The sequence below is a fragment of the Sinimarinibacterium flocculans genome (genome assembly GCF_003201205.1).
Taxonomy (GTDB): Bacteria; Pseudomonadota; Gammaproteobacteria; order Nevskiales; family Nevskiaceae; genus Solimonas; species Solimonas flocculans.
In genome coordinates, this window is the sequence record NZ_QICN01000003.1 from 180,820 (window position 1) to 206,923 (window position 26,104).

Below are 26,104 nucleotides of genomic sequence, written 5' to 3' on the forward strand. Positions count from 1 at the left end.
CGCCTGCGACGTCATGGGCTCACCGTGCGCTGTTCGATGCGCTTTTCGGGGTTCGGGTTGTGTACCAGCCGCTGCACGAAGATGCCCGGCGTGTGGATCTGGTCGGGGTCGAGCGCACCGACCTCGACGATCTCCTCGGCTTCCGCAACCGTGACGCGACCGGCCGTGGCGATCATCGGATTGAAGTTGCGCGCGGTCTTGCGGAACACCAGGTTGCCGGTCCTGTCGGCCTTCCAGGCCTTGACCAGCGACACGTCGGCGCGCAGTGCGCGCTCCATGACGTAGTGCTCGCCATCGAACTCGCGGGTTTCCTTGCCTTCGGCCACCAGCGTGCCGTAGCCCGTCTTGGTGTAGAACGCGGGGATGCCCGCGCCGCCGGCACGCAGCTTCTCCGCCAGCGTGCCCTGCGGCGTGAACTCCAGCTCGAGCTCGCCGGACAGGAACTGGCGCTCGAACTCCTTGTTCTCGCCGACGTACGACGAGATCATTTTCCTGATCTGGCGCGTGGTCAGCAGCATGCCGAGCCCGAAGCCGTCGACGCCGGCGTTGTTCGAGATGACCGTCAGGTTCTTCTTGCCGGTATCGCGCAGCGCCGCGATCAGCGCTTCCGGAATGCCGCACAGGCCGAAGCCGCCCACCGCGAGGGTCTGGCCATCGGCGACGATGTCGGCCAGCGCCGCAGCGGCACTGGGATAGAGCTTGTTCACGAGATCCTCCTGATGGCGGGCGCCGATTCTAACCCTGAGCGCAATCCGGGTTACCGCGCCCGCGCGCGGGCAAGCCGGCTCGCGGGCGGCCGTTCCAGCACGCCGCTGATCCACTGGGCGGTGTCGACGAGTGCATCGAGATCGATACCGGTGGAGCATCCCAGTCCGTGCAGCATGTAGACCAGATCCTCGGTCGCCAGATTGCCGGAGGCGCCCTGCGCATAGGGACAGCCGCCCAGGCCGCCGACGCTGGCGTCGACGACCCGTGCGCCGGCTTCGAGGCAGGCATAGACATTGGCGAGCGCCTGTCCGTAGGTGTCATGGAAATGCACGGCCAGGCGCTCGTGGCCGACGGCATCGGCGCACGCGCGGTACATCTCGCGTGCGGCGCGCGCGGTGCCCACGCCGACGGTGTCGCCCAGCGAGATCTCGTAGCAGCCCATGTCGGCGACGGCGCGGGTCACGCGCACGACCTCGTCCAGCGGCACCGCACCCTGGTAGGGGCAGCCGAGCGCGGTGGACACATAGCAGCGCACGCGCAGGCCGGCCGCGAGGGCCTGGGCGACCACCGGCGCGAGCCGCTCCAGCGACTCGTCCACCGACGCGTTGATGTTGCGGCGATTGAAGGCGTCGCTGGCCGCCGTGAACACGGCGATCTCGTCGGTGACCCCGGCCTGCCGGGCGCGCTCCAGCCCCTGCAGGTTGGGCACCAGCACCGGGTAGCTGACACCGGGCGCACGCTGCAGGCCGGCCAGCACCTCGGCGGCGTCCGCCATCTGCGGCACCCATTTGGGCGAGACGAAGCTGGTGGCCTCGATCGTGCGCAGGCCGGCGCGGCCCAGGCGTTCGATCAGTTCGATCTTGACCGCGGCCGGCACCTGCCGCGCCTCGTTCTGCAGACCGTCGCGCGGCCCCACCTCGACGACGCGCACGTACTCAGCCATGGGCATCGTCGTCCAGATAGTGATTCTTCAGGCGCACGTAATGATGTGCCGAGTACTGAAGCTGCTCGCGCTCCGCGGCATCGAGTTCGCGCACCGGCTGCGCCGGCGCACCGCGGTACAACCAGCCGGACTTCAGATGCTTGCCCGGCGGCACCAGGCTGCCAGCGGCAACGAAGACCTCGTCGTCGATCCGCACCTTGTCCATGACCGTCGCGCCCATGCCGATCAGGCAGCGATGCCCGATGTCGCAGGCATGCAGGATCACGCCGTGGCCGACAGTGACGTCATCGCCGATCGTCAGCGCCGCACCACCCGGCGAGTAGGGCCCGTCGTGGGTCACGTGCAGCACGCTGTTGTCCTGGACATTGGTGCGGGCACCGATGCGGACATGATTCACGTCGCCGCGGATCGCCACCAGCGGCCATACCGAGGCGTCGTCGCCGATCGTCACGTCGCCGATGACCTGCGCCGAAGGATCGACCCACACCCGGGCGCCGAGTCGCGGCCGCCGGCCGAGATAGGGCCGGATCATGGCGACGCGGAGACCTGCTCGGCCGGCGCGTCGAGAAACGCCCAGGGATCGTCGGCATCCGCTTCCGGTTCGGAGCGTTGCGGCGTCAGCTCGATCGGCGGCAGCTCCAGCGGCTGCGGCGCCGACAGGTCCGGCTCGTCGATGACCTCGCTGCCCGCATCGGGCAAGGGCTCGGCGATCAGCGGCGTGCCGCGGATCTCGGTCTCGCGCTTGGGCGGTCGCGGCTTGCTGCTGATGCGGTTGACGAACTCCTCTATGTTGTCGAGCACGTCGGCGCGGCCGCGCAGATACGAGGCCAGCGAGCCGATGATCATGTTGTGCGACAGGGAGTCGTACAGCACCGTCTCGACCGCACCGCCGGCCTTGGCGACACGCTGCGCCAGATTCACGGTGTTGCTCGCCCACAGCACCTCGTCGTTGCGGCCGTGGATCAGCAGCAGCGGCGGATTCTGGCCGTCGACGTAGAACACAGGCTGCGAATACGGGAAGCGGTCGACCGGGCCGAAGAGGTCGCGCAGGTCGGGAGCCGTGATCGGCATGAAGTCATAGGCGCCCGCCAGACCGATCATGCCGCGCAGCCACTCGCGCGAGCCGCCGGCAGCCTTGAGGTACTCGGGATTGAGCGCCAGCAGGGCGGCGATGTGCGCGCCCGAGGAGTGTCCCATCACGAACAGCTTGTCAGCATTGCCGCCGAACTGCGCCGCGCTCTGCCGCGCCCAGCGCACGGCCTGCGCGGCGTCCTCCATGAACGCGGGGAAGCGGACGTCCGGATACTTGCGCACGTTCGGCAGCACGGCGACATAGCCGCGCGAGGCCAACGCCTGACCGACGAACCGGTACTCGGCCTTGTCGCCCTGCTGCCAGCGACCGCCGTAGAAGAACACCACCACCGGCGCGTCCGCCGCCTGCGGCGGATAGTAGACATCGGCGTCGAGGCCGCGACTGCGCTCGTAGGGCACGTTCTCGACCCGCTTGTAACCCTCGTCGGACGCCATGCGATTCATCATCGCCGGCGAGCCGCAGGCACCGAGGACCAGGACCAGCACAAGAGCAAGGCTGCGTGAAATCATGATGTTGCGTCGCTGTAAGGACACCGTTCCGAGCGGCGTATGGTAGCGTGCACCGTGCAAATGCAGCATTCTTTGCGTCTGCCTGATCCGCATTCGAACCGGTGGGGGCCGGTTCCTCCATGATCACGACCTTCATCTGGCTGGCCATCGTGGCGGCGCTCGCCGTCTACGTGATCATCCTCTACAACGGGCTGGTGACGCTCAAGCACGGCGTTTCCAAGGCCTGGAGCAACATCGACGTGCTGCTCAAGCAGCGCCACGACGAGCTGCCCAAGCTGGTGGAGACCTGCAAGCAGTACATGCAGTTCGAGCGCGACACGCTCGAGAAGGTCATGGCCGCGCGAGCCGCCGCGAACAGCGCGCGCGAGAAGGGCGATGTCCGGGGCGTCGGCCAGGCCGAGAATGCGATGCGCCTGGGGCTCGGCAACATCGTCGCCACGGTCGAGGCCTATCCGGAACTCAAGGCCAACCAGTCGATCCAGCAGCTGCTCGCCCGCATCACCGGACTGGAGAACGCGATCGCCGATCGCCGCGAGTTCTACAACGAGTCCGTCAACCTGAACAACGTGCGCATCGAGCAGTTTCCGGACGTGGTCGTCGCGCGTCTGCTCGGTTTCGGCGCGGCCGATCTGCTGGTGTTCTCCGAAGAACAGAAAAAGGACGTGGATCTGCGCGCGCTGTTCCGCGCCTGATCGATGGCCGTCGACGGATCGCCCTGGCTCTCGCTGGCGCAGGAGTTCTCCGAAGCCGCAGCCGGCCCGTTCTGGCTCGGGACGGCGCTGGCCCTGGCCGCTTCGCTGGCCTGCTTTGTCATGGCCTTCCTGTGGCTGCGCAAGGCGCGGCTGATCGAGGACACGCCGACCTCGCGCATCCGGTCGGCAGCGCAGGGCTATGTCGAACTCGAAGGCCTCGCGCACCTGCTGCCGGGACCGGACATCGTCTCGCCGCTGACCGGCACGCGCTGCTGCTGGTGGCGCTACCGCGTGCAGAAGCGCGAAAGACAATGGATCGACGGTCGCCGTCAGGACCGCTGGCGCACGATCGAGTCCGCGACCTCCGACGATCTGTTCATGCTCGCCGACCAGACCGGCGACTGCGTGGTCGACCCGGCAGGGGCGAAGGTCTACCCGAGCCTGCAGCGGCGCTGGCGCGGCCACGGGCGGCGGCCACTGCACGTGCCGGAAAAGACCCCCTGGCTGCAATTCGGCGACTACCGCTACGAGGAGGCCCTGATCGGCGCCGGCGATCCGGTTCATGCGCTCGGCTGGTTCCGCACGCAGTCGGGCACCCCGACATTCGACGAAAGCGCCGATCTGACGGCCCTGCTGCGCGAATGGAAGCGCGATCAGGCCACGCTGCTCGAGCGCTTCGATGCCGACGGCGACGGCCGTATCGACCTGCAGGAATGGGAGGCGGCACGGCGGGCGGCCCTTGAACAGGTGCGCCGCGCGCATGTCGAGCATGCCGTGGACCCGGACGTGCACGTGCTGTGCCGGCCCCGCGACCGCCGCCCCTTCGTGCTGTCCACGCTGCCGCAGGAGCAACTGGCCCGACGCTACCGTCTGGGCGCCTTCGGACTGTTGATCTGCTCCCTGATATCAGGCACTTGCGGCACTTTTGCGCTGACCGCGAGGGGGCTGATGTAGCGGCCGCCGGCGGCGCCTCCTAAGCCTTGCTCAATCAGCAGCTTAGAAAAAAACGACTGGAAATCGGCGAGCGCCGTCCCCACGATAGCGGGCCGTCCGTCGTCGTCGTTCCCCATGCAAAACCCCCTGCTGCTCGACCCGGCCGCCGCGCCGCTGCCGCCCTTCGACCGGATCCGCCCCGAGTTTGCCGAGGCGGCCCTCGACGAGGTCCTGGCCGCCAACCGCTCGGCGCTGGAAACCTTGCTGGCGGCGCAGCAGACGCCGACCTGGGAAGGCCTCGTCGAACCGCTGGAGGATCTCGGCGACCGCCTGCAGCGCGTGTGGGGGCCGGTCTCCCACCTGTTCAGCGTCAACAGCACCGCCGAGTGGCGCAAGACGTACAACGCCTGCCTGCCCAAGATCACCGCCTACAGCATCGAGCTGTCGCAGTCCGAGCCGCTGTTCCGCGCCTACCAGGCGCTCGCCGACAGCCCGGCTTTCGCGTCGTACACGCCGGCGCGGCGCAAGGTGGTGACCGACGCCCTGCGCGATTTCCGCCTGTCCGGCATCGGCCTGCCGCCGGAGCAGAAGGAGCGCTACAAGGCGCTGTCGCTGAGGCTTTCCGAACTGCAGACCAAGTTCGAAGAACATCTGATGGACGCGATCCAGGCGTGGAGCCTGCCGATCGACGACGAGTCGCGCCTCGCCGGCATGACCGAGGCCGCCCGCCACGCCGCGCGCGAGAAGGCGCAGGTGAAGAACCTGGAGGGCTGGCTGCTGACACTGGACTTTCCCAGCTACGACGCCGTCATCACCTATGCCGACGATCGCGAGCTGCGCCGCGAGATCTACACCGCCTACGCGACGCGCGCCTCCGACCAGGGCCCGCAGGCAGGCCGGTTCGACAACGGTCCGCTGATGGAGCAGATCCTCGCCGCGCGCTTCGAGCTGGCGCGGCTGCTCGGCTTCGACAACTACGCCGAGCTCTCGCTGGCGACGAAGATGGCCGAGTCGCCGGCGCAGGTCGACAAGTTCATCACCGACCTCGCGCAGCGCGCCCGGCCGCGTGCGCAGGCCGAGCTCGACGCCCTGCGCCAGTTCGCGCGCCAGCGCGACGGTCTCGACGACTTCCAGCCGTGGGATGCGCCCTACTACGCCGAGAAGCTCAAGACCGAGACGCTCGGCCTGTCGGAAGAAGCGCTGCGTCCCTACTTCCCACTGCCCGGCGTGCTCGACGGCCTGTTCGCACTGGTGCAGCGTCTCTACGGGATTCGCGTCGCGCGCGCCGAGGGCATCAGCACCTGGCATGCGGACGTCAGCACCTGGCAACTCACCGACGCGGCAGGCGACCCGGTCGGCGTGTTCTACCTGGACCCCTACGCGCGCGACGACAAGCGCAGCGGCGCGTGGATGGACGAATGCCTGGGGCGCCGCCGCAGTCCGGCCGGACTGCAGCGACCCTCCGCCTACCTGGTCTGCAATTTCACGCCGCCGCGCCCGGGGCAGCCGGCGCTGCTGACCCACGACGAGGCACTGACCCTGTTCCATGAATTCGGTCACGGCCTGCACCACCTGCTGACGCGGGTCGACGAGGCCTCGGTCTCCGGCATCCGCGGCGTCGCCTGGGATGCGGTCGAACTGCCGAGCCAGTTCATGGAGAACTGGTGCTACGACCCGGCGACGCTGCGCGGCTTCGCGCGGCACTGGCAGACCGGCGAAGCGCTACCCGACGAGCAGATCGACAAGCTGCGGGCCTCGCGTCATTTCCAGACGGGCCTGGCGACGGTGCGACAGCTCGAGTTCGCGCTGTTCGACCTGCGTCTGCACCGCGATTACGACCCGGCGCGCGGCGCCGACGTCGCCGCCGCGATCGATGCCGTCCGCGACGAGGTCGCGGTGATCAAGCCGCCGGCGTTCAACCGCATGCCGTGGAGCTTCTCGCACATCTTCGCCGGCGGCTATGCCGCGGGTTACTACAGCTACAAGTGGGCCGAGGTACTGTCGGCCGACGCCTTCGCCGCCTTCGAGGAAAGCGGCTTTGCGCCCGAAACCGGCGCCCGCTTCCGCGACACGGTGCTGGCGCAGGGCGGATCGCGCGAGGCCATGGAGCTGTTCGTCGAGTTCCGCGGCCGCAAGCCCAGCGTCGAGGCGCTGCTGCGTCACAGCGGGCTGGTGGAGGACACGGCCGCCGCCGCGTAGCACTGGACGCGCGCGCCCGGCATCGACGCCGGGCACACCGCGTCCTAGGAGTCTGGGCGGTAGGAACCGCGCAGGCGAGGCAAAGCCATTTCGAGACAGGTTTCGCGTTGATTCGAGGCCAATAGCAGGGACTATTGGCCGAGAAGCAGCGCGGAAGATGGCCGAAATGGCGAAGTCGCAGCCACGCGCGTTTCTGCCGCCCAGGCTCCTATGATTTGATCTCGCGGCTGGCGACTTCCTTGTCGTTCTCGTCGACGGTCACCAAGCGCACCGCGAAGCCCCAGAGCCGGTGCAGGTGGCGCAGCACCTGCTCGGCGTCGTCGTCGAGCGGACGCCCGCGATGGCGGCGGTGTCGCAGCGTCAACGAACGATCACCGCGGCGGTCGTAGCGCAGCACCTGAATATCCGGGATCTGGTTGTCGCGGTTGTACTGCGCGGCCATGAGACGGCGCACGCGGCGGTAGCCGTCGTCGTTGTGGATCGCATCCACCAGGTACGCGTCCTCGCTCTGGCGGTCGGCCACGGCGAACAGGCGGAACTCGCGCATCAGGCGCGGCGACAGGTACTGCCCGATGAAGGACTCGTCCTTGTAGTTGCGCATGGCGAAATCGAGCACGCTGCGCCAGTCGCTGCCGGCGATGTCCGGAAACCAGCTGCGGTCCTCCGCCGTCGGCGCCACGCAGATGCGCTTGAGGTCGGAGAACATCGCGAAACCCAGCGCATACGGGTTGATGCCGCCGTAGCCGCGCTGGTCGTAGCCGCGCTGGGACACCACGTTGGTATGCGCGCTGATGAACTCGAGCATGAAGCCGGTATCGACCAGTCCCTTGTCGAACAGCCGGTTGAGGATCGTGTAGTGCCAGAACGTGGCCCAGCCCTCGTTCATGACCTTGGTCTGGCCCTGCGGGTAGAAGTACTGGGCCATCTTGCGCACGATGCGCACGATCTCGCTCTGCCACGGCTCGAGCCGTGGCGAGTGCTTCTCGACGAAGTACAGCAGGTTCTCCTGCGGCTCGGCCGGATAAATGCGTTCGGAACGCCTGGCGCGACGCTCCGCGTCGCGCCCCGCCTTGGGCAGCGTGCGCCAGATGTCGTCGTACTGCCGCCACGCGTGCCGCTCGCGCTCGATCTGGCGCTTGCGCTCGTCCTCCACGGACAGTGGCGCCGGATGGTGGTAACGGTCGACGCCGTGCTGCATCAGCGCATGGCAGGAGTCCAGCACCTCCTCGACCGCCTGCTCGCCGTAGCGCTCCTCGCACTGCATCACGTACTTCTTCGCGAACACCATGTAGTCGATGATCGCGTCGGCATCGGTCCACTGCCGGAACAGGTAGTTGCCCTTGAAGAAGGAATTGTGGCCGTAGCAGGCGTGGGCGATGACCAGCGCCTGCATCGGCATCGTGTTCTCCTCCATCAGATACGCGATGCAGGGATTCGAGTTGATGACGATCTCGTAGGCCAGCCCCTGGTGTCCCTTGCGGTACAGGTGCTCGTTGCGGATGAACTCCTTGCCGAAGCTCCAGTGCGCATAGCCGATCGGCAGGCCGAGCGAGGCGTAGGCATCGAGCATCTGCTCCGAGGCGATGATCTCGATCTGGTTCGGGTAGCAGTCGAGTCCGAACTCGCCGACGGCGATCTCGCGGATCGCCCGGTCGTAGGTATCGATCAGCTCGAAACTCCACTCGCCGCCGGCAGACAACGGCTGCACGCTCGGCGGCTGGACGCGCGCACCGCTGCGCGGTGTGGCGGATCGATCCGCGCGGGCCCCGGACGGCTTGCTCATGCAGCCTCCTTGGAAAACAGCTCACGCAGCACCGGGTAGATCTCGTTGCGCTCGGTGACGCTCTTCATCGCGAAGTCGGGATGATCGATGCGGGCATAGGCGTGCGCGAGCAGGCCGAGCGCCTCCGGTTCGTCCGGGATCTCGACGTAGGCGAAGTAGCGCAGGTCGGGCAACAGCCGGTCCTCGAGGAAGGCGCGGCTCTTCTCCGGGTCGGCGCCGAAGGCATCGCCGTCCGACACCTGCGCCCCGTAGATGTTCCACGTCGCCGGATCGAAGCGGGCCTCGATGATCTCGTCCATCAGCCGCAACGCCGACAGCACGACGGTGCCACCGCTCTGGGTGCCGTAGAAGAAGGTCTGCTCGTCGACCTCCTGCGCGTTGTCGGTATGGCGGATGAAGACCAGCTCGACGCGTTCGTACTTGCGGCTCAGGAACAGGTACAGCAGCGTGAAGAAGCGCTTGGCCAGATCCTTCTTGTCCTCGGTCATCGACGCCGAGACGTCCATCAGGCAGAACATCACCGCGCGCGCGACCGGCTGCGGCTCGCGCACGCGATGGCGGAAGCGCAGGTCGATCTCGTCGAGAAACGGCAGCCGCGACAGCCGCGCGCGCAGGGTCTCGATGCGCTCGGCCAGCGCCGTCGTCGGCGAGCGTGCGTACTCGGCCTCGGCCTCCTCGAGTTCACGTCGGATCGGCGCGCCGATGGCGATGCGCCGCGCCTGTGCGTTGCGCAGCGAGCGCAGCACCGAGAGATTCGACGGCACGCCGCTGGGCGTGTAGCCGGCACGACGCCACTTGTAGTCGCGCACGTCGCCGAGCACGTTGCGGATCAGGTGCGGCAGTTCCAGGTCGTCGAAGAACAGGTTCATGAATTCTTCGCGCGACAGCTTGAAGACGAAGTCGTCTTCCGCCTCGCCCTGCCCCTGACCACCGGCGCCGCCCTCCTCCGCCGGCGGTCGCGGGATGCGATCACCCTGCTGGAAGCGATGATTGCCCGGGTGCACGACCTCGCGGTCGCCGCCGCTGCCGTGCCGGAATGCCGGCTCGGAGATGTCCTTGACCGGCACCTTCACGTCACCGCCCTGCTCCATGTCGGTGATCGAGCGACGCGACACCAGATCGTCGACGGCGCGCCGGATCTGCTCCTTGTAGCGACGCAGGAAGCGGGCACGGTTGACCGCATTCTTCTTGCGGTCGTTGAGCCTGCGGTCGATGATGATCGACATCCCAGGTCTCCGGGCAGACGGGCTACTGCGACTTGCGCACGCGCAGATACCACTCCGACAGCAACCGCACCTGCTTCTCGGTGTAGCCCTTGGCCACCATGCGCCCGACGAAGCTCTCGTGCTTCTTCTGGTCTTCCGCGGACGCCTTGGCGTTGAACGAGATCACCGGCAGCAGCTCCTCGGTGGACGAGAACATCTTCTTCTCGATGACTTCGCGCAGCTTCTCGTAGCTGGTCCAGTGCGGGTTCTTGCCGCCCTGCTGCGCACGCGCGCGCAGCACGAAGTTCACGATCTCGTTGCGGAAGTCCTTGGGATTGGCGATGCCGGCCGGCTTCTCGATCTTCTCCAGCTCGGCGTTGAGCGCCGCGCGGTCGAAGGACTCTCCGGTCTCCGGGTCACGGTAGTCCTCGTCCTGGATCCAGTAGTCGGCAAAGGTGACGTAGCGGTCGAAGATGTTCTGGCCGTATTCGCCGTAGGACTCCAGGTACGCGGTCTGGATCTCCTTGCCGATGAACTCGGCGTAGCGCGGCGCCAGCCATCCCTTGATGAACTCGAGGCAGCGGCGCTGCTTGTCCTCGGACAGGTGCTCGCGCAGGATGCGCTGCTCCAGAACGTACATCAGGTGCACCGGATTGGCCGCCACCTCGGTCTGGTCGTAGTTGAACGTGGCTGACAGCACCTTGTACGCGAAGCGCGTCGACATGCCGTCCATGCCCTCGTCGACGCCGGCGTAGTCGCGGTATTCCTGCAGCGACTTGGCCGCCGGGTCGGTGTCCTTGAGCGTCTCGCCGTCGTAGACGCGCATCTTCGAGTAGATGCTGGAGTTCTCCGGCTCGACCAAGCGCGTGAGCACCGACCACTGCGCCATCATGTCGAGCGTGCCCGGCGCACACGGCGCCGTCGCCAGCGAGCTGTTGCGCAGCAGCTTCTCGTAGATCTTGACCTCTTCCGAGACCTGCAGGCAGTACGGCACCTTGACGATGTAGACGCGGTCGAGGAAGGCCTCGTTGTGCTTGTTGTTGCGGAAGCTCTGCCACTCGGACTCGTTCGAGTGCGCCAGCACGATGCCGTTGAACGGGATCGCCGAGAACCCCTCCGTGCCCTTGAAGTTGCCCTCCTGCGTCGCCGTCAGCAGCGGGTGCAGCATCTTGATCGGCGCCTTGAACATCTCGACGAACTCGAGCAGTCCCTGGTTGGCCAAGCACAGGCCGCCCGAGTAGCTGTAGGCGTCCGGATCGTCCTGCGCGAATTTCTCCAGCTTGCGGATGTCGACCTTGCCGACCAGCGAGGAGATGTCCTGGTTGTTCTCGTCACCGGGTTCGGTCTTGGTGATCGCCACCTGTCGCAGCACCGAGGGCTGCACACGCACGACCTTGAACTGGGTGATGTCGCCGTCGAACTCCGCGAGCCGCTTGATCGCCCACGGCGAGGCAATGCCGGTCAGGTAGCGCCGCGGGATACCGTATTCCTTTTCCAGCGCCGCGCCATCGCGCTGCGGGTTGAACAGGCCCAGCGGCGACTCGTTGATCGGCGAGCCCTTGAGGGCGTAGATCGGATGCGCCTCCATCAGCACCTTGAGGCGCTCGGCGATCGACGACTTGCCGCCGCCGACCGGGCCGAGCAGGTAGAGGATCTGCTTGCGCTCCTCGAGCCCCTGCGCGGCGTGCTTGAAGTAGGCCACGATCTGCGCGATCACGTCCTCCATGCCGAAGAACTCGCGAAACGCCGGATAGCGGCGGATCAGCCGGTTGGAGAAGATGCGCGACAGCCGCGGATCGTTGCGCGTGTCGATCGTTTCCGGTTCACCGATCGCGGCGAGCATGCGCTCGGCGGGCGTGGCGTAGGCCATCGGCTCGCGTTTGCACAGTTCGAGGTAGTCGTACAGCGACATTTCCTCGTCGCGGGCCTTGAGGTAGTGACTGCGAAAACTCTCCAGGACACTCATCAACGATCTCCGATCTGTTAGCGAGGCCTCCCCGTGCACCTTCAGGGTACGCCTGTTGACATCGATCTGGCACGTGCCCCGGACGTCGATTTTCCGACCCGCCGGCACGTTCCCGACCCTCTCTTCACATGACCATGCAATTTCCGCGCAGTTTCGCGCGCATGGGGACAGCAGGTCGCCGCGGAACGATCAGCGGTGCCGCGCCGAGACCGCCCACCACCGCCGCCGGCCCGCTATGCTGCAGGGCCCATGATCGAAGCCCGCACGATGAAGATTGCGACCTGGAACGTGAACTCGCTGCGGGTGCGCCTGCCGCATCTGCTCGACTGGCTCGCCGCCAGTCCCGTCGACGTCGTCGGCATCCAGGAGACCAAGCTGGTCGACGACGCCTTCCCGCATGCCGAGCTGGCCGCGGCCGGCTATCAGGCCGTGTTCAACGGGCAGAAGACCTACAACGGCGTGGCGCTGCTCGCGCGCCAGCCGCTCGAGGACGTGACACGCGACCTGCCCGGATTCGAGGACGAGCAGAAGCGCGTCATCGCCGCGACCATCGACGGCGTGCGCGTGATCAACGTGTACGTCGTCAACGGCCAGGCGGTCGGCAGCGACAAGTACGGCTACAAGCTGCGGTTTCTGGAGGCCTTGCGTCACTACGTGGCCGACGAACTGTCGCGCCATCCCGAGCTGGCGGTGGTCGGCGACTTCAACATCGCCCCTGCGGTGGAGGACACCCATGACCCGGCCGTCTGGGAAGGCCAGATCCTGTGCTCGGAGGCCGAACGCGACGCTCTGCGCGCGCTGCTGGCACTCGGCCTCAAGGACAGCTTCCGCCTGTTCGAGCAGCCGCCGAAGAGCTTTTCCTGGTGGGACTACCGACAGGCCGCGTTCCGACGCAACATGGGCCTGCGAATCGACCACGTGCTCATCTCCGGGCGCCTCGCGCAGCGCTGCGTGCAGTGCCAGATCGACACGGCACCGCGGCGCCTGGAGCGGCCGTCCGACCATGCGCCGGTGGTGGCAGAATTTGTCGCGTCAAGCCCGAAATGAGCAAGGGTTCACTGTTCAGGCTCGCCCCGACGGGTCTAACATTGAACCCGTTCACACGGACCGTCACCGCCACGCGCCGGAGGAGCCTGATGACCGCACAGCGGCGCAATCATTACGACGTCACCAACACCGTGCGCATCTCGCATCCGCACGACGTCGAGATCGCGGTCTGCGGGCTGTTGTCCGATCTGTATCCCAATGTCGACCTCGCCCCGCTGAGGCAGGCCTTCGACACCTTCGGCCGGCTATACGCCGGCCTGCTTCCGGGCTATTCCGGCTGCGACACCTGGTATCACGACGCCCAGCACAGCCTCGATTGCGCGCTGGCGATGGCGCGCCTGCTCGACGGTCACGAGCGCAGCGTCCCGGCGGCCACCCAGCTGGGCGCACGCCGCGCCGTGCTGGGGCTGATCATCGCGCTGTTCCACGATGCCGGCTACATCCGTCGCGAGGGCGACACGGCCACCAACGGCGCCGAATACACCCTCACCCACGTGCACCGCAGCGGCGAATTTCTCGCCGGGTTCCTGCCGACCGTGGGCTTCGCCACCGAAGCCAGCCTCGCACACCGCATCGTGCACTTCACCGGCTACGAGATCGCGCTGGACCAGATCCGCGTCGCCAACACCAAGGACCGCCTGCTCGGCTTCATGCTCGGCAGCGCCGACGTGCTCGCACAGACGGCCGATCGCTGCTATCTGGAGAAATGCCGCGACTTCCTCTACCGCGAGTTCGCGCTCTGCGGCCTGGCCGGTGACGGCCATCAGGCGGTGTACAGCTCGGCGGACAACCTGCTGGAGAAGACCTTCGAGTTCAACCAGCGGCTGTGGGAGGAGCGCCTCGACGGCTACTTCGGCGGCATCCACCGCTTTCTCGACGCGCATTTCGGCGGTCCGAATCCCTACGTCTCCGCGATCCGCGAACACATGGAGCGCATCGACCGGCTCAGCCGCAAACGCCGGTACGGCGAGCTGACGCGTCGCCCGGTCGCGATCAACGCCCAGCGCCTGCAGCGCATCCTGGGCCGCAGCGCGCGGCGTCGCGGAAACGCCGCCGGCCGCCGCGGTCAGCGGCTCGCGGCCTAGCGCCGCGCCCTACTACTGCCGCGCTTCGGGCTGCCGCACCTGCGCGGCGCCAACACCGCGCGGATCGCTCGCCGCGTCGAGAGCGCCACTGGCGGCATCCCGGGTCACGACCTGCAGATTGCCCCAGTGTTCGAACACGCGCAGCTCGTGTCCGAGCGCCTTGAGTGCCGCCTGCCGCCGGGCATCGGCGGCGTCCGCCTCGAGCTGGATGAAGTCCGGCAGGTACTGGTGATGCAGGCGCGGCCGCGCGACGACTGCCTGCGCGTCGGCGCCGCCGATCCAGCTCAGGATGCCCTGGATCACCATGGTGACGATGCGGCTGCCGCCGGGCGTACCGATGACCAGCAGGCCGCGCGGTCCTTCGACGAAGCTCGGCGTCATCGATGACAGCGGCCGCTTGTGCGGCGCGATCGCGTTGGGCGCCGTGCCGACGAGGCCGTAGGCGTTCGCCACGCCGACCTGTGCGGCGAAGTCGTCCATCTCGTCGTTGAGCAGCACGCCGGTGCCCGGCGCCATGTACCCGGAACCGAAAGGCAGGTTGATCGACAGCGTCGCGGCCACGCGGTTGCCCTCGGCATCGAGTACCGACAGGTGCGTGGTATCGGTCCCTTCGGCGGCCGGCACCACGGGCGGCAGGTCGGCACTGGGGGTCGCCCGCTGCGGATCGATGCCGGCCGCCAGCCGCAGCGCATGGCTGCGCCCGGTCAGCATCGTCAGCGGCAGCGTGACGAAGTCCGGATCGCCGAGCCACTCGGCGCGGTCGCGGTAGGCGCGGCGCAGCGTCTCGACGAACAGATGCTGGCTGCGCAGGCTGCCGTCGTCCTGCCAGCCGAGGGCTTCGAGTTGCTGGAAGACCTGCGCGATCGCCACACCGCCGGCCGAAGGCGGCGGGCTGGTGACGATGCGGTGGTCACGGAAGTACGCGATCAGCGGCTCGCGTTCGACGATGCTGTAGTGGCGCAGGTCCTCGGCCGTCCAGATGCCGCCGCCCGCCTGCGCACCGCGCAGCAGACGCTCGGCCACGGCCCCGTCGTAGAAGCCCCGATGTCCGTGGCGGGCAAGCTGCTCGAGCGTCCACGCCAGATCCGGCTGCCGCAGCGGTTCGCCCTCGGCCAGCGGCTTGCCGTCCGGGGCGAAGACCGCCGGGGCATCGCCCGAGAGCCGCGGCAGATGTCGCGCGATCGCCGCCGCCAGTTTGGGGTCGACGGCGAAGCCCTCGCGCGCATAGGCGATCGCCGGAGCCAGCAGCTCGGCCAGCGGCTTGCGACCATAGGTGCGCGCGATGTGCACGAGGGCCGCCGGCTCACCGGGAATGCCGGCGGCCAGCGCCCGGTCGCGCGAGAGCAGCGGATCGACCTTGCCGTCCGCCGTGACGTACATGTCGGCGTGGGCCGCGCCCGGCGCGGTCTCGCGTCCGTCGACGAACACCTCGAAACCATCGTGCGCGCGGTGCAGCAGCCAGAAGCCGCCGCCGCCGATGCCCGAACCCGTGGGCTCGACCACCGCCAGCGCCGCGCTGGCCGCGACGGCGGCGTCGAAGGCGTTGCCGCCATCGTCGAGCACCTGCATGCACGCACGGGTCGCCAGCGGGTGCGCCGTCGCGCAGGCGTGCCCGGGCAATTCCGCCGCCCACGCGGTCGCGGCCGTGACGGCGAGCAGCAGGCCGGCGAACAACGGCACCGGCTTCACGCCTTGGTCACTCCGCCCAGATCGGTCAGCCGGCGGTATTTCTGCAACAACTGATCCGGCGTTTCCGCATGCGCCGGGTCGAGCGGGATGCAGTCGACCGGACACACGGTCTGGCATTGCGGCTTGTCGAAATGTCCTACGCATTCGGTACACAGGTCGGGATCGATCTCGTAGATCTCGATGCCTTGGTAGATCGCATGGTTGGGGCACACCGGCTCGCAGACATCGCAGTTGATGCACTCGTGCGTGATCTTCAGCGCCATGCCACCGAAGACCTCACTTCAGGCCGATGCGTTCGCGCAGGGCCGGGATCACCGCTGCGGGCACCAGCTTCTCGACCGGCGCGCCGAGCGCGGCCAGTTCGCGCACCAGCGACGACGACAGGTGCGCGTACTCCGGGGACGGCGCCAGCATCACCGTGTCCAGGTCGGGATACAGATCGCGGTTCATCACCGCCATCTGCTTCTCATAGTCGACATCGCCGACCGTGCGCACGCCGCGCACGAGCACGGTGATGCCGTTGTCACGGGCGAAGTCCACGACCAGCCCCGAGAAGCCCTTGACCTCGACATTCGGCAGTTTCCTGACGACGTCCCGGATCAGGGTCACGCGTTCGTCGAGATCGAAGCGCGGGTTCTTCGACGGATTCAGTCCCACGGCGACGATCAGGCGCGGAAACATGTGTGCCGCACGCTGGATGATGTCGTAATGCCCGTAGGTGATCGGGTCGAAGGTGCCGCTGTAGGCCGCGATGACCATGTCTGCTTCCCGTACGCTGTGATGCCGAGGACGATCCGCTTCGGGGCAATATACGCGTCCGCGCGCTCAGCCGTCGGCCGCCGGATGACGATAGCTCGCCAGTCCGTAGCCGACCTGGCCGGCCTGCTTCTCGCGCAGCCACTCGAAGCGCTCCGGCAGTTCGGGCCGTTCGCCGCCCCACTCGAGGAACACGCGGTTGTGCGGATGCAGCACCTTGGGCAGTTCCAGCAATGCGCGGGACAGCAGGTCGGACTCGAACGGCGGATCGAGAAAGACCACGTGGAAGCGGTGCCAGGTCTGCTGCAGGAAGTAGATGGCATCCATCGGCACCACGTCCGTGTGCTGCGCCTTGAGCGCCTGCAACGCGTTCTTCACGCGCGCGCACTGGCGCGCACCCTGCTCGACGAAGGTGCAGTGCGCGGCCCCGCGCGACAGCGCCTCGATGCCCATCGCACCGCTGCCGGCGAACAGGTCGAGACAGCGGGCGCCTTCGATCACCGGCGCCAGCCAGTCGAAGGTGGTCTGCCGTACGCGATCAGGCGTCGCGCGCACGCCGTCGCCGGCATCGAACTCGATCAGCCGCGAGCGCCACTGGCCGCCGATGACCCTCAGCTTTCCCGCTTCGCGGGTCATTGCACGTCCTGCATCGGCCTGCGCCATGCCTGGCGCAGGCTTTCCGGACGAGCGGCAAGATCGGTCAGGACCTTCATGTCGCCGACTTTAGCGACGGCGACAACGGCGTCAACCGGTCAGCGCGCCGAAGCGTTGCCGCAGCCGGCGATGACGGTGATCGAAGAGCTGCGCGACCAGCACACGGACCAGCGGCGCGGCGATGCGCAGCCGCGGCTCGATCCGCAGCTCGTCGATCACGCGGGCGCCACCCGCCACCGGCTCGACGCGGCGATGGTGGATCCAGCGACGCTGCAGCCACGAGGTGGAATCCTCGTCAAAACGCATGCCCGGCCCGACGCGGCGCAGGCACAGCGCGTGACGGTCGAACGGTAATACGCCGAAGGCGAGCAGCCAGCTGCGGAACAGCACCCCGTCCGGCAGCTCGCCGGCATCCGGCAGCCGTGCGCGATCGGACGGATGGGTCATGCGCACCAGCGGCATCAACTCGAAGTTGACGCCCGCCATCGAGGTCGCGTGCTGCCACAGCGCATCGGGCGCGGCGGCCAGCCGCGACTCGACGCGCAGATCGATCACGCCGTGCCGCCGACGGTCAGGCCGTCGATCTTCAGCGTCGGCTGGCCGACGCCCACCGGTACGCTCTGACCGTCCTTGCCGCAGACGCCGATGCCGGCATCGAGCTGCAGGTCACTGCCGACCATCGACACCCGCGTTAGCACCTCGGGACCGTTGCCGATCAGCGTCGCCCCCTTGACCGGACGGGTGATCCTGCCGTTCTCGATCAGGTAGGCCTCGGACGCCGAGAACACGAAGTTGCCGCTGGTGATGTCCACCTGGCCGCCGCCGAAGTTCGCGGCGTAGATGCCGTTGTCGACGGAGGCGACGATCTCCTGCGGATCGTGCGGCCCGGGCAGCATGTAGGTATTGGTCATGCGCGGCATCGGCAGCGCCGCGTAGGACTCGCGCCGGCCGTTGCCGGTCGGCGCCACGCCCATCAGGCGCGCATTGAGCTTGTCCTGGATGTAGCCGCGCAGCACGCCGTTCTCGATCAGCGTCGTGCACTGCGAAGGCGTGCCTTCGTCGTCCACCGACAGCGAGCCGCGACGCCCCGGCAGCGTGCCGTCGTCGACAACGGTGCACAGCGGCGATGCCACGGTCTGCCCGATGCGGCCGGAGAACGCCGAGGAGCCGCGCCGGTTGAAGTCCCCTTCGAGACCGTGGCCGATCGCCTCGTGCAGCAGCACGCCGGGCCAGCCGGGGCCGAGCACCACCGTCAGCGTGCCGGCGGGAGCCGGCACCGCCTCGAGCGCCACCAGCGCCATGCGCACCGCCTCCTGCGCGAGCCGCTCCGGCCGGTCGCTGCCGAGAAAATCGAGATAGGCGCCGCGACCGCCGGCGCCCGCATGTCCCTGCTCGCGACGACCGTTGTGCTCGACGATGACACTCACGTCCATGCGCACCAGCGGCCGCACGTCGGCGCTGCGCGTGCCGTCGCTGCAGGCGATCAGGACCGTCTCGGCATTCGCGGCCAGCGACGCCATCACCTGCACGACCCGGCTGTCGGCCGCGCGGGCGGCACGGTCGGCACGCTGCAGCAGGTCGAGCTTGTCCGGTACCGCCAGCGTTCCGACGGGATCGATCGCCGGATACAGCGCGCCGGCGCTGCGCGGCGCGACGGCCTGCACCCGCCCCTGCTGACCCTGGCGCACGATGGCGCCGGCGGCCTGAGCCGCATCGATGAGCGCCGGCAGTTCCAGCGCGTCCGAGTATGCAAGTCCCTGCTTCTCGCCGGCACAGGCACGCACGCCGACGCCCTGCTCGGCGTGGTTCGCACCGGACTTGACGATGCCGTCCTCCAGCGACCAGGTCTCCGTCAGCGACTGCTGGAAATACAGGTCCGCGGCATCCACGCCCGGCTTCATCAGTCCGTCGAGCACGCGGTCGATCGATCCGGAATCGAGCTGCGCGGTTTCGAGCAAGGTGCGACGGGCAATGGCGAGCGTATCGGTCATGAGACGGTCAGTGATCAGGTGAGACGACGGTGGTCGAGTGCGGGGAAGCTGCGGCGCTGCGCCTGGCGCGCCTGGGCGTCGAGTTCGGCGACGACGACGCCGGGTGCGTCGCCGGCATCGTCCAGCACGCGGCCCCAGGGGTCGATGATGCAGCTGTGTCCCCAGGTACGGCGGCCGGCGGCGTGCGTGCCGCACTGGTTGGACGCCAGAACATGGCAGAGGTTCTCCACGGCGCGGGCGCGCAGCAGCATCTCCCAGTGCGCTTCGCCGGTGCGCGCCGTGAACGCCGACGGCACGCACAAGACCTCCGCCCCCGCGGCGAGCAGGCGACGGTACAGCTCGGGAAAGCGCAGGTCGTAGCACACCGACAGCCCGAGCCGGCCCAGCGGCGTGTCGACGACCACCGGTTCCGGTGCCCCGGGCGCGATCGTCGCCGACTCGCGGTAGCGCTCGCCGCTGCCGTCGGGGACTTCGATGTCGAACAGGTGGATCTTGTCGTAGCGTGCCACGCGCACACCTTGCGGATTCCAGACGCCGCAGGCGGCATGGACGCGACCGCTGTCCCCGGGCACGGCGAGCGGGATCGTTCCGCCGACGATCCACAGCGACAGCGCACGCGCCTGCGCGGCGAGAAAGTCCTGGATCGGCCCGCTGCCGTCGCCTTCGGCCAGCGCCAGCTTGTCGGACTCGCGCTCGCCCATGCAGGCGAAGTTCTCGGGCAGGACCGCGAGGCTGGCGCCGGCGTCGGCCGCGGCGCGCAGACCGCCGGCGGCGGCCGCGAGATTGGCGTCGCGGTCGGCGCCCGAGTTCATCTGGATGACGGCAGCGCGGCTCATCGGCACATCATCCCGCGCCCTGACCGGCAGCGCCATCGCTGGATTCGATCCGTTCCACGCGCGGATTGTCCCAGGAACCGCTGACGCGATAGCTGAACTGCGTGACCTGCTCCAGCGGCTTGTCGAGCAGCTCCTGCGCCAGCAGCACCAGCGCGCCGACCGCCGGGCCGCCGAGCAGGACGGCCCCGAGCGTGACCCCGGACGAGACGTCCGGATACACGGTGATGCGTTGATCGTAGTCGCGTGCGAGCAGACCGACGCTGCCGCGCACGTCCATGCTCAGCGAGGAACCGTCGACGCGCAGGTCCTGCGTCGTCGCCTGCCCGCCGGCGAGCGTGAACCGGCCACCGATGCGGTCGAAGGCCAGGCCCTCGCCGACGACATCGTCGAAATTCAGCGCCAACCGCCGTGGCAGCGTGTAGAAGTTCAGCAGCGCCAGCGCGCGGCTGGCGCCGGGTTTGACCGCTCGCAGCTGGCCGTCGCGGAAGTCGAGATCGATGCGCCCTTCCGCCAGCTCCCAGCGCAGGCCGTCGGCATGGGGCGCCCAGCTCAGGGTCGCCGACAGTGCCGCCGAGTCGGCCTCGACGTTGGGCGCGTAGCCCAGCGCCACGAGCAGGCGGTCGGCGTAGCGGGTCTGCAGTTCGAAGGCCAGCTCACCGGAGGAACGGCCGTCCTGCCGCTGCCAACGTCCGTCGCCGCTCAACTCGGCGTCACCACCAGCGAAACGGATGCGCGCCGTCTGGCCGCCGGGGATGCGCTGCGTCGACAGTTCGCCGCGACCCATTTGCGTCTCGCCCAGTCCCAAGGCGTCGGTGAGCAGGTCGAGCGTCGGCAATCGCGATGGATCGATTGGCTCGGCGGCCGCACCCGCGCCGGCGTCCGGCGCCTGTTGGGGTTGCAAGGACTCGAAGTTCAGGTGCTGCAGGCGCGCCACCAGGTGACCTTCGCCAGCCGGCAGCCAGCGCAGCTCGCCGCGCGCGCCGGCGCCATCAAGGTCTACGCGCCAGCCGTCACCCTGCGGCGCGTACTTCAGGCGTGTCGCCGCCACTGCGGTCTGTCCCCAGATCACGCGACCGGCATCGATGTCGATCGCGTCGATACGCGGCACGGCGGCGACCGCTGGTCCGGCGCCCGAATCGTCCGCGCCCGCGGGCGCAACCGACGGTGCGGGGCCGTTCAGCACGCGTTGCCAGCCGGCGAGATCCAGCGTTTCCACCTGGCCGTCGATCTCGATCCGTCCGGGCTGCGCACGCGGCGCCGTGCCGGCGCCCAGGCGCAGATACAGACCGCCGAGGGTCGTCGCTGCATCGTCGGCGTTGCGCTGCAAGCTGAGGTCGAGGCCCGCGCGTTCGGCATAGTCGAGACCGACGCGCAGGCCGGCCTCGTCGTCGGCACCGATGCGCAGTTGCACCGGCGCCGTTGTGTCGGCGTCCTTGGCCAGCGGCGGCGGCAAATCGACCGTGGTCCCCTGCAGCGCCGATGCCAGGGTCAGGCGGGTGTCGGCCTGCAGCGGCAACGTGGCCTGCCAGGCACTGCGTCCATGCAGCGCCGCGCGCACGAACGCCGGCAGGAAGCGCGACAGTCCGCCGCCGTCGGCCTGTGGCGCGAACTCGAAGTCCGCGCGCACGATTCCGAAGCTGCCGTCCCGTGCGTCGATGCGCAGCGCCAGCGGCACATCGGCGAAACTCGCGCGCAGCGCTTCGGCCGTCACGCCTTCGTTGTTGAAACCGACGACGCCACCGAGGGCCTCGATCGGCGGCTCCAGTCCCTGGTAGTGCAGCGTCGCACCATCGAGCGCGACCGTGCCCTCGACCTGCGTCGCCGCCGTCTCGCGCAGCGGCACGTCGAGCCGCAGCGTCACGCGCGCATCACCCTGCGCACGCGTGCGGTCGAGCAGTACGGCGAGACGCTCGCGCAACGGCGACGCCTCGAGAAAGGCGTAGTGACCGGGCAACGTGCCGTCGACCAGGGCATCGACACCCAGGCGCTGTTCCTTGAAGTCGTCGATCCATACCCGCGCCTCGCTGATGCGACTGTCGAGCGCCCGGCCGGCGAGCACGTCGGCGCGCAGGCCGTTGCCGCCGAAGATCAGCCGCGCGCGCAGATCCTCCAGGCGCGGCCATCGGGGCGCATAGTCGAGCGCCGCGTCCGCCACTTCCAGCTCCAGCGACCATTCGCCGGTCGGCCGCCGGTGATACGGAAAGTCGCGCAGCGGCCCGCGGATGCGCAGGTCGCCATTCGGAATGCGGGCCGCAACGATCGCGCGCTCCAGCCAGGACTTGAGACTGTCCGGCCAGTGCTGCGGCATGTAGGGAGCGGCGTCGAGGACCGTGCCCGCCTGCAAGGTCGCGGCGAGATCGATCTGCGGCGCAGCGTTCTGCGGCAGCAGGATCTCGACGCGCCCGTCGGCGCTGATGCTCGCCAGCTGCGCCGAGAAATCCTCGCTGGCGACGCGCCATCCCTGCGTCGTGCGCGACCAGCCCAGCTCGGCGCGCAACTGCCCGATCGGCACGTCCCGCTCCAGCGTTTCGGGGAGCGTCACGGTCAGCGGCCCGGGCGTGAGCCGCAAGGTGCCGCCGTTCTCGTCGGCGCCGAGTTCCCCGTCGAGCCCGCTGAAACCGAAGGCGCGATGCGTGCGCAGGGCGATGTCGTGCAGCCGCGCGCGCAGGGCGTAGCGCGGCGCACCGGCACCATGCCGGTAGCGCAGCACCAGGCCTTCGACCTCGCCGCTGGCGCCGGACACCATCTGCAGCCACGACGGGGTCGCCCGCCAGACGCCGGCCCATGCCGCCAGTCGCGTCAGTTCGAGCCGGTCGGCATCGAAGTCGTAGGCCGTGGCGTCGTCCGCCCCCTCGATGCGCAGACTGCCGCGCAGCAGCGGCGCCTCGTCGAAGCTCAGGTCAGCGACGTCGACGCGCCAGCCGCGCGGCTCGCGCACCGCCGCGAGCACGGCGCTGCTGCTGCGCGCGCTGGACAGCACGCCGGCACGCGACAGCACGAGGCCGCCGGAGCCCAGCTCGAGGCGCGCACGCACGGGCATCCCGCGCACGATCTCGCCTTCGAGCCGGCCGTCGAGGTCGGCGGCCAGAATCTGCGCGCCGGGCAGGAGCCAGTGACGCAGCCAGCCCTGCGGCTGCAGATCGTCGAACTGCACCTCGAAGCGCCCGGCCCAGTCCTGTGGCTGCGCCGCCGGCCCGTCGATCTGCGCCTGCAGCTCGATGCTACCGCCCCGGTCCGCCGGCAGCCGGATATCGGCCTCGACGCTCAAGCCGCTGCCGGAGCGGTCGATCTGCGCCTCGGCCAGGCGCAGCTGCGTGGGCAGCTCGCCCAGCAGCGGGTGACGCACACGCAGCTCGCAGTTCTCCAGGCGCACGCGATCGAAGCGCTCGAGCCCCTCTTGCCACTGCCCCCGCCGCAGGCTTTCCTCTGCGCCGACTTCGAACCCGGCGACGCGCAGCTTGCCGTCTTCGTCGAGGTAGGCGGACAGGCGCAGTCCGGACAGCTCCAGTCGCGACGGCATCCATTCGCCGCGCAGTGCACGCTCCAGGCTGAAGCCGAGGCTCAGGCGGTCGACGCTGATCTGCGACTGGCCATCGTCGCTGTACAGCGTGATGCCCGACAGATCGAAGCGTGGCGCCAGGCCGCGCCACGACAGGCTGATGCCGCCGATCTGCACTGGCCGGCCGGTGGCGTCGCCGACCCAGGCGGCGAGGTCCTCGCGATAGCTCGGGACCGCCAGGACCGCGAGCTGGAACGCACCGCTGGATACGGCGCCCACGATGACCGTGGCGGCGATCAGCGAGACCGCCCAGGTCCACCAGCGGCGCTTGGTACGTTCCATCGGAGGAGAATCGCTCTCGAAAGGCGCAGTTCAGGGAGGCGTATTGTCGCGCCCGCGGCAAGAAGGGGCCAAACCCGGCGCGGCGCGCGGGTGTCTTGCCGCCGGGAGACGGTCAGAGCGGAACGACGTCGAAGCTCTCCTGCCCGTAGGCGCTCTCCGCCTGCAGGCGGATGGGTCGCTCCAGCGCGGTTTCCAGGTTCGCGAGCCCCAGCGACTCCTCCTCGACCAGGCTGCGGATCACGTTCGGTGCCGCCAGCACCAGGAAGCCCTTGGCCTCGAACTGGCGCGCCGCGCGCTGCACCTCGCGTGCGATTTCGTGACAGACGGTCTCGACGGTCTTGATCGTCCCGCCGCCGTTGCAGGTCGGGCACGGCTCGCAGAGGATGTGGCCGAGCGATTCGCGGGTGCGCTTGCGCGTCATCTCGATCAGCCCCAGCGGCGAGAACGCGTGCACCTGGGTGCGGGCGTGATCGGCAGCGAGCGCCCGCTCGAGCGCGCGCAGCACCTGCGCCCGGTGGTCCTCGGATCTCATGTCGATGAAATCGAGAATGATGATGCCGCCGAGATTGCGCAGCCGCAGCTGCCGGGCGATCGCCTGCGCCGCCTCGAGATTGGTCTTGAGCACCGTCTCTTCGAGGTTGCGGTGACCGATGTAGGCGCCGGTGTTGACGTCGATCGTGGTCATCGCCTCGGTCTGGTCGATCACCAGGTGCCCGCCCGACTTGAGTTCGACGCGCCGGTTGAGCGCACGGTTGATGTCGTCCTCGACGCCGTAGAGGTCGAAGATCGGTGCCGCACCCTCGTACAGCTCGATCAGCGGCGCGGCGTGCGGCACGAACAACTGGGCGAACTGCTTGACGCGGCGGCATTCCTCGGGGTCGTCGATGCGCACCCGCTCGACGTCGGTGCCGAGCAGGTCGCGCAGGATGCGCATCGACAGCGGCAGATCGCCGTGCACGAGGGAGCCGGGCTTGCTGCCTGCCGCCTGGTCGCTGATCGCCTTCCACAGCCGCAGCAGGAAGGCGACATCCGCCTCCAGCGCCTCGGCGTCGGCGCCCTCGGCCGCCGTGCGCGCAATCAAGCCGAACTCTGGTGCCATGCGCTGCTGCAGCGCGTCGAGCACCTCGCGCAGGCGGTCGCGCTCGCCGTCGTCCTCGATGCGTGCGGACACGCCCACGTGCTTTTCGTGCGGCAGCAGCACCAGATAGCGCGACGGGATCGACAGCAGCGTCGTCAGCCGCGCCCCCTTGCTGCCGATCGGATCCTTGAGGATCTGCACCAGCACCTGCTGGCCGTCCTGCAGCAGCTGCGAGATGCTCGGCATGCCGTCGCCATTGACCGGCAGCGGCACCATGTCGGCGACGTGCAGGAACGCCGTGCGTTCGAGGCCGATCTCGACGAACGCCGCCTGCATGCCGGGCAGCACGCGTTGTATCGCGCCCTTGTAGATGTTGCCGGTCAGTCCATGCCGCGACGCGCGCTGCATGTGAATCTCCTGCGCGGCGCCGCCCTCGACGAGCGCTACACGGGTCTCCTGCTGGCCGATGTTGACGAGGATTTCAGTGCTCATGGCGTGGAACGTGAGCCTTCGGGCGCGAGAACGTCGATGCCGGACGCGCGCAGCAGCTCGCAGGTTTCGAAGATCGGCAGGCCGACGATGCCGCTGTAGCTGCCACGGATGCCGCGGACGAAGGCGGCGCCCAGGCCCTGGATCGCGTAGCCGCCGGCCTTGTCGGCCGGCTCGCCGGTATCCCAGTAGGCGGCAGCCGCCTGCGGCGTGACCGGACCGAACTCGACCTCGCTCACCGACAGGCGCACCGCCTCGCGATCGCCATGCACCAGCGCCACCGCCGAGTAGACCTCGTGCGCGCGGCCGGACAGTCGCAGCAGCAGCGCGATGCCGTGGTTGCGGTCGGTCGGCTTGCCGAGAATCTCGCCGTCGAGCACGACGTCGGTGTCGGCACCGAGCACCGGCAGCGCCGCCGTGCCGCGCGCGCGTGCGGCACGCGCCTTTTCCAGCGCGACGCGGCGGGCGTAGTCGGCCGCCGGTTCGCCGGCCGTGGCACTTTCGGCCACGTCCGCCGGGTTCACGGCAAAACGCAGCCCGAGCTGCCGCAGCAGCTCCTGGCGACGCGGCGAGCGCGACGCGAGCACCAACTGGTCCTTCACCGAAC

General features: G+C 68.8%; 22 protein-coding genes. 5 read left to right on the top strand and 17 right to left on the bottom strand.

The window, feature by feature from the left end:
• Positions 1 to 11 precede the first annotated feature (11 nt).
• Genes C8D93_RS07320 through C8D93_RS07335 form a run of 4 tightly spaced genes read right to left on the bottom strand, consistent with a single transcriptional unit; the run spans position 12 to position 3,253 of the window.
• Positions 12 to 707: a CoA transferase subunit A gene (locus C8D93_RS07320; protein WP_110264517.1), complete on the bottom strand. Its 696-nt coding sequence runs from the start codon at positions 705 to 707 to the stop codon at positions 12 to 14.
• A 50-nt stretch (positions 708 to 757) separates the two neighbouring features.
• A complete protein-coding gene (locus C8D93_RS07325; RefSeq protein WP_110264518.1) occupies positions 758 to 1,651 on the bottom strand; it encodes a hydroxymethylglutaryl-CoA lyase in 894 nt (297 codons plus the stop codon).
• Positions 1,644 to 2,183, bottom strand: a complete 540-nt coding sequence (locus C8D93_RS07330) for a gamma carbonic anhydrase family protein (protein WP_110264519.1) — start codon at positions 2,181 to 2,183, stop codon at positions 1,644 to 1,646. The genes C8D93_RS07325 and C8D93_RS07330 overlap by 8 nt, the downstream gene beginning before the upstream one ends.
• Entirely contained in the window at positions 2,180 to 3,253 is a 1,074-nt protein-coding gene (locus tag C8D93_RS07335; protein ID WP_110264786.1) for an alpha/beta hydrolase, read from the bottom strand. The genes C8D93_RS07330 and C8D93_RS07335 overlap by 4 nt, the downstream gene beginning before the upstream one ends.
• A gap of 119 nt (positions 3,254 to 3,372) precedes the next feature.
• Between C8D93_RS07335 and C8D93_RS07340 the strand changes: the two genes are divergently transcribed.
• The 3 genes from C8D93_RS07340 (at position 3,373) to C8D93_RS07350 (ending at position 7,077) form a co-directional block, all read left to right on the top strand.
• Positions 3,373 to 3,945, top strand: coding sequence for a LemA family protein (locus C8D93_RS07340; protein WP_110264520.1), 573 nt, complete (start codon positions 3,373 to 3,375; stop codon positions 3,943 to 3,945).
• 3 nt (positions 3,946 to 3,948) lie between these two features.
• Positions 3,949 to 4,899, top strand: coding sequence for a GIDE domain-containing protein (locus C8D93_RS07345; protein WP_110264521.1), 951 nt, complete (start codon positions 3,949 to 3,951; stop codon positions 4,897 to 4,899).
• A 114-nt stretch (positions 4,900 to 5,013) separates the two neighbouring features.
• Complete coding sequence (locus C8D93_RS07350; protein WP_110264522.1) at positions 5,014 to 7,077, top strand: M3 family metallopeptidase; 2,064 nt, start codon at positions 5,014 to 5,016, stop codon at positions 7,075 to 7,077.
• A 208-nt stretch (positions 7,078 to 7,285) separates the two neighbouring features.
• On the opposite strand, the gene C8D93_RS07355 is transcribed toward C8D93_RS07350, so the two are convergent.
• Genes C8D93_RS07355 through C8D93_RS07365 form a run of 3 tightly spaced genes read right to left on the bottom strand, consistent with a single transcriptional unit; the run spans position 7,286 to position 12,031 of the window.
• On the bottom strand, positions 7,286 to 8,860 hold the full coding sequence (locus C8D93_RS07355) for a SpoVR family protein (protein WP_110264523.1): 1,575 nt from the start codon (positions 8,858 to 8,860) through the stop codon (positions 7,286 to 7,288).
• Complete coding sequence (locus C8D93_RS07360) at positions 8,857 to 10,086, bottom strand: YeaH/YhbH family protein (RefSeq protein WP_110264524.1); 1,230 nt, start codon at positions 10,084 to 10,086, stop codon at positions 8,857 to 8,859. The genes C8D93_RS07355 and C8D93_RS07360 overlap by 4 nt, the downstream gene beginning before the upstream one ends.
• A gap of 22 nt (positions 10,087 to 10,108) precedes the next feature.
• Entirely contained in the window at positions 10,109 to 12,031 is a 1,923-nt protein-coding gene (locus tag C8D93_RS07365; RefSeq protein WP_110264525.1) for a PrkA family serine protein kinase, read from the bottom strand.
• A gap of 267 nt (positions 12,032 to 12,298) precedes the next feature.
• Here C8D93_RS07365 and xth point away from each other — a divergent pair, with 267 nt between their 5' ends.
• Complete coding sequence (xth, locus tag C8D93_RS07370) at positions 12,299 to 13,078, top strand: exodeoxyribonuclease III (protein WP_110264787.1); 780 nt, start codon at positions 12,299 to 12,301, stop codon at positions 13,076 to 13,078.
• An 89-nt stretch (positions 13,079 to 13,167) separates the two neighbouring features.
• Positions 13,168 to 14,163, top strand: coding sequence for a hypothetical protein (locus tag C8D93_RS07375; RefSeq protein ID WP_110264526.1), 996 nt, complete (start codon positions 13,168 to 13,170; stop codon positions 14,161 to 14,163).
• 12 nt (positions 14,164 to 14,175) lie between these two features.
• Here C8D93_RS07375 and ggt read toward each other — a convergent pair whose 3' ends face one another.
• The 10 genes from ggt to C8D93_RS07425 form a co-directional block, all read right to left on the bottom strand.
• Positions 14,176 to 15,852, bottom strand: coding sequence for a gamma-glutamyltransferase (ggt, locus tag C8D93_RS07380; protein WP_170123931.1), 1,677 nt, complete (start codon positions 15,850 to 15,852; stop codon positions 14,176 to 14,178).
• On the bottom strand, positions 15,849 to 16,115 hold the full coding sequence (locus tag C8D93_RS07385; protein ID WP_110264528.1) for a YfhL family 4Fe-4S dicluster ferredoxin: 267 nt from the start codon (positions 16,113 to 16,115) through the stop codon (positions 15,849 to 15,851). The genes ggt and C8D93_RS07385 overlap by 4 nt, the downstream gene beginning before the upstream one ends.
• A 13-nt stretch (positions 16,116 to 16,128) precedes the next feature.
• Positions 16,129 to 16,611 (bottom strand): pantetheine-phosphate adenylyltransferase, encoded by a 483-nt coding sequence (gene coaD, locus C8D93_RS07390; protein ID WP_110264529.1) that lies wholly within the window; start codon positions 16,609 to 16,611, stop codon positions 16,129 to 16,131.
• Positions 16,612 to 16,677: 66 nt separating this feature from the next.
• Positions 16,678 to 17,244 (bottom strand): 16S rRNA (guanine(966)-N(2))-methyltransferase RsmD, encoded by a 567-nt coding sequence (gene rsmD, locus C8D93_RS07395; protein WP_110264788.1) that lies wholly within the window; start codon positions 17,242 to 17,244, stop codon positions 16,678 to 16,680.
• A 108-nt stretch (positions 17,245 to 17,352) separates the two neighbouring features.
• Positions 17,353 to 17,817 (bottom strand): Rv1443c family protein, encoded by a 465-nt coding sequence (locus C8D93_RS07400; RefSeq protein WP_110264530.1) that lies wholly within the window; start codon positions 17,815 to 17,817, stop codon positions 17,353 to 17,355.
• On the bottom strand, positions 17,814 to 19,253 hold the full coding sequence (tldD, locus tag C8D93_RS07405) for a metalloprotease TldD (protein WP_110264531.1): 1,440 nt from the start codon (positions 19,251 to 19,253) through the stop codon (positions 17,814 to 17,816). The genes C8D93_RS07400 and tldD overlap by 4 nt, the downstream gene beginning before the upstream one ends.
• Before the next feature lie 14 nt (positions 19,254 to 19,267).
• Positions 19,268 to 20,089, bottom strand: a complete 822-nt coding sequence (locus tag C8D93_RS07410; protein WP_110264789.1) for a carbon-nitrogen hydrolase family protein — start codon at positions 20,087 to 20,089, stop codon at positions 19,268 to 19,270.
• A gap of 7 nt (positions 20,090 to 20,096) precedes the next feature.
• On the bottom strand, positions 20,097 to 23,930 hold the full coding sequence (locus C8D93_RS07415) for a YhdP family protein (RefSeq protein ID WP_110264532.1): 3,834 nt from the start codon (positions 23,928 to 23,930) through the stop codon (positions 20,097 to 20,099).
• A gap of 112 nt (positions 23,931 to 24,042) precedes the next feature.
• A complete protein-coding gene (rng, locus tag C8D93_RS07420) occupies positions 24,043 to 25,500 on the bottom strand; it encodes a ribonuclease G (RefSeq protein WP_110264533.1) in 1,458 nt (485 codons plus the stop codon).
• Complete coding sequence (locus C8D93_RS07425; RefSeq protein ID WP_110264534.1) at positions 25,497 to 26,099, bottom strand: Maf family protein; 603 nt, start codon at positions 26,097 to 26,099, stop codon at positions 25,497 to 25,499. The genes rng and C8D93_RS07425 overlap by 4 nt, the downstream gene beginning before the upstream one ends.
• Positions 26,100 to 26,104: the final 5 nt, after the last annotated feature.